This window comes from Ornithinibacter sp. (genome assembly GCF_035443565.1).
Taxonomy (GTDB): Bacteria; Actinomycetota; Actinomycetes; order Actinomycetales; family Dermatophilaceae; genus Fodinibacter.
Genome location: NZ_DAORSO010000210.1, coordinates 1 through 3,161, shown reverse-complemented (window position 1 = coordinate 3,161; position 3,161 = coordinate 1). Strand labels below are relative to the sequence as shown.

The following is a 3,161-nucleotide window of genomic DNA, read 5'->3' as shown; positions in this document are numbered from 1 at the left end:
CGCCAAGATGACGACGTAAAAGGCGGCGACGACTGCGCCGATGATGCCGAGGGTCCTGGTGGCCGATCCGAGGTCCGGTGCCTTGCTGTCGCGCATGCTGTTGTCTCCCATCACGGCACCACCGTCACGGGAACGTCGGCGTGCTGAGCCAGGCGGTTGGCCACGCTGCCGAAGACGGCGTCGCGCAGCCCCGAGTCGCCCGTGCGGCCGACGATGATGTGCACGGCGCCGGACTCAGCGCTGATGTCGAGCAACGTCTCGGACGCCTTGCCGTGGCGCACGATCTCCTCGTGAGGCACCCCGCCCCGCTCGCAGATCTCGACCATGGGCGCGATGACCTGTTCGGTCGCGGCCTCGAGTTCACGCTGCCGTTCACGGTGCCGGTGTTCGTTCTCGCTGGCGGTCTGGAACGAGAACGGTGTCCAGGGGATCACGTGGACGAGGACGATCTTCCAGTGGTTCTTCTGGGCGCGATCAACGGCGAACTCCACCGCGCGGGTGGAGGCCTCACTGTTGTCGACGCCGACGACGATGGTGTCCATGGGAGGGCCTATCTGTCGGTGCGGACTGGTCAGGTCCAAGGCAGGCTAACGCAGTGTGACCGCGGACACACCTGCTGGGAACTACGCTTGAGGCAGTTACCCGTCTCCTCGAGGAGTCCCATGACAGCCGCCCTTGTCATCGTCATCGCCATCGTGGTGCTGCTCATCGCCGTCGTCGGCTGGGCCATCGCGACCTACAACGGCCTCATCAAGCTGCGCAACCTGGTGCAGGAGGCCTGGCGCCAGATCGACGTCGAGCTCACCCGCCGGCACGACCTCATCGGCAACCTCGTCGAGACGGTCAAGGGCTACGCGGCCCACGAGCGCGGCACGCTCGAGGACGTCATCAAGGCCCGAGCTGGTGCCATGGCGCCCGGCCAGTCCCCGGCGCAGCAGGCCGAGAGCGAGAACATGCTGAGCCAGGCCCTCGGACGGCTGCTCGCCATCGCCGAGGCCTACCCCGACCTGAAGGCCAACCAGAACTTCATGGCGCTGCAGGCCGAGCTCACCTCGACCGAGGACCGGATCGCCTCGGCCCGCCGCTACTACAACGCCACGGTCCGCGACCTCAACACCAAGGTCGAGACGGTGCCGAGCAACATCATCGCCGGCGTGTTCAACATCTCCCGGGCCGAGTACTTCGAGGCCGTCGGGGAACAGCGCGAGGCCCCCAAGGTCGACTTCGGGCAGCGTGAGGCCGTCATCCCGCCGCCGAGCGGGTATGCCGGTGGGTCGGGTTCCGCTGGTGCGCCCGGCGGCGGCGCCCCGCAGGACACGCCTCCTGCACCCCCGGCCTGACGCCAGTTCTCGAGGGGTGCACCTGAGCGCACGTGGTGCCACCGCATCAGGCAGGGTGGAGCCATGGACGCGATCACCATCCGAGGCCTGCGCAAGGACTACGGCGGCCGGGCAGCGGTCGACGGTCTCGACCTCGACATCCACACGGGTGAGGTCTTTGCCCTCCTCGGGCCCAACGGCGCCGGCAAGACCACGACCGTCGAGATCGCCGAGGGCTTCCGCAGCCGCGACGCCGGAGAGGTCCAGGTGCTCGGCACCGACCCGCACCGGGCCGGGCGGTCCTGGCGCAACCGGATCGGTATCGTCACGCAGACCTCGGCCGGGCTGGACCTGCTGACGCCCCGCGAGGCCCTCGAGAGCACGGCGAAGGTCTACACCGACCCGCGCGACGTCGACGAGGTCATCGCGGCCGTCGGCCTCGAGGACAAGGCCGACACCCGCATCGTCGGGCTGAGCGGGGGCCAGCGCCGGCGGCTCGACGTCGGGCTGGGCATCGTCGGTGGCCCCGAACTGGTCTTCCTCGACGAGCCGACGACCGGCTTCGACCCGCAGGCCCGCCGTGACTTCTGGGACCTCATCCGCTCCTTGGCGCAGCAGGGAACCACCATCCTGCTGACCACCCACTACCTCGACGAGGCCGAGGCGCTCGCCGACCGGGTCGGTGTCATCGCCGCTGGCCGGCTGCTCGCCCTCGACACCCCCGACAACCTGGGCGGTCGGGGCACCCAGGAGGCCACGGTCGCCTGGGAGGAGGACGGCATCCGGCACCAGGTTCGCACCGCGACGCCGACTGCTGAAGTGGCCGCTCTCGCGGCCCGGATGCCGGGGGGCGAAGTTCCCGGTCTCACCGTCACCAGGCCGTCGCTCGAGGACACCTACCTCGGCCTCATCGCCCCCCACCTCGAGGGTGACGCCACGAAGGAGATGTCGTGAACGTCCTGGCGCTCGGGTTCGACCGCACCCTGCTCGAGCTGAAGATGTACTCGCGCGAGAAGGAGTCGGTGTTCTTCTCCTTCCTCTTCCCGATCCTGCTGCTCAGCCTCTTCTCGCTGATCTTCTCGGCCCAGTTCGAGCAAGGAGCGGAGCAGGGCGGCATGACGGCAGGGCTGTTCTTCCTGCCGGGCATGCTCTCGGCCGGCATCCTGCTGACGAGCTTCCAGACGATGGCCCTCTCGGTCGCGACCGAGCGCGATGACGGCACCCTGAAGCGGCTGCGGGCGACGCCGATGCCGCCGGTGGCCTACTTCCTCGGCAAGGTGGGGCTGGTCGCGGTGACCTCGGTGCTCCAGACGGTGCTGCTGCTCCTCGTCGCGCGGCTGTTCTTCGGCGTCGACCTACCGACCGACCCCGGCCGGTGGGCGGTGTTCGCCCTGATCTTCGGCCTGGGCGTCTTCAGCGGCACGGTCCTCGGCATCGCCTACTCGTCGCTCGCGACCTCACGCTCGATCGGGGCCGTGGTCATCGGGCCGATGCTCGTGCTCCAGTTCATCTCCGGGGTCTACATCGCCTTCGACAACGTGCCCGGCTGGTTGCAGCAGGTGGCCGCGCTCTTCCCGCTGAAGTGGATCGCGCAGGGCATGCGGTCGGTGTTCTTCCCGGCCGAGATGGCGGCCGGCGAGATGGCCGGGTCGTGGGAGACCGGCAAGACCGCGCTCGTGCTGCTGGCGTGGGGCATCGCGGGTCTCGTCCTGTGCGTCACGACGTTCCGCTGGTTCAAGCGCGGAACGACCTGATCGACGCAACCCTCCGGCAGGAGGGGTTACAGCGTGCCGTCTCGCACGTCGTCGACGACCTCGTCGATCTCGTCGATGACGGTCTTGG

General features: G+C 68.9%; 4 protein-coding genes. 3 read left to right on the top strand and 1 reads right to left on the bottom strand.

Going from position 1 to position 3,161, the window contains the following annotated elements; translation table 11 throughout:
• Positions 1-110: 110 nt before the first annotated feature.
• Complete coding sequence (locus tag PLL68_RS13470) at positions 111-542, bottom strand: universal stress protein (RefSeq protein ID WP_324534919.1); 432 nt, start codon at positions 540-542, stop codon at positions 111-113.
• Positions 543-662: 120 nt separating this feature from the next.
• On the opposite strand from PLL68_RS13470, the gene PLL68_RS13465 reads away from it, so the two are divergent.
• The 3 genes from PLL68_RS13465 (at position 663) to PLL68_RS13455 (ending at position 3,073) form a co-directional block, all read left to right on the top strand.
• Positions 663-1,340, top strand: a complete 678-nt coding sequence (locus PLL68_RS13465) for a LemA family protein (RefSeq protein ID WP_324534917.1) — start codon at positions 663-665, stop codon at positions 1,338-1,340.
• Between the two features lie 63 nt (positions 1,341-1,403).
• The gene (locus PLL68_RS13460; protein WP_324534915.1) at positions 1,404-2,273 is read left to right on the top strand and encodes an ABC transporter ATP-binding protein; all 870 of its coding nucleotides are present in this window, start codon (positions 1,404-1,406) and stop codon (positions 2,271-2,273) included.
• Positions 2,270-3,073: an ABC transporter permease gene (locus tag PLL68_RS13455; RefSeq protein WP_324534913.1), complete on the top strand. Its 804-nt coding sequence runs from the start codon at positions 2,270-2,272 to the stop codon at positions 3,071-3,073. The genes PLL68_RS13460 and PLL68_RS13455 overlap by 4 nt, the downstream gene beginning before the upstream one ends.
• The last annotated feature ends 88 nt before the right edge of the window (positions 3,074-3,161 follow it).